The sequence below is a fragment of the Streptomyces sp. BE20 genome (assembly GCF_036322525.1).
Classification (GTDB): Bacteria; Actinomycetota; Actinomycetes; order Streptomycetales; family Streptomycetaceae; genus Kitasatospora.
On the sequence record NZ_JAQYWW010000235.1, the window covers coordinates 1 to 404 of the forward strand.

Here is a 404-nt window from a genome sequence, read left to right on the forward strand (position 1 = left end):
CCCACGGAACCGGAGCACGACGCGGACCCGGTCGTCCCCTGGCTGCTGTCCGCCCGCTCCCCCGAAGCCCTGCGCGACCAGGCCGCACAACTACTGACCCTCGACGGGCACCCCACCGACATCGCCCACTCACTCGCCACCGGCCGCACCGCCTTCGACCACCGCGCCGTCACCATCGGCACCCACCACCGACTCCGCCACGCCCTCACCGCACTCAGCGAGGACACCCCCCACCCCGACCTCGTCCAAGGCACCCCCCACCACCCCGGCCGCACCGTCTTCGTCTTCCCCGGCCAGGGCTCCCAGTGGCCCGGCATGGCCGCCGCACTCCTCGACACCGAACCCGTCTTCGCCGAGAAGATCACCCAGTGCGAGAAGGCCCTCGCCCCACACGTCGACTGGTC

The 404-nt window shown here is 72.5% G+C and carries 1 protein-coding gene; it reads left to right on the forward strand.

Annotation, left to right across the window (positions count from 1 at the left end; translation table 11 throughout):
- Positions 1 to 404, forward strand: a 404-nt coding sequence (locus PUR61_RS01215) for an acyltransferase domain-containing protein (RefSeq protein WP_329874699.1), incomplete at both ends; no start/stop codon positions are given.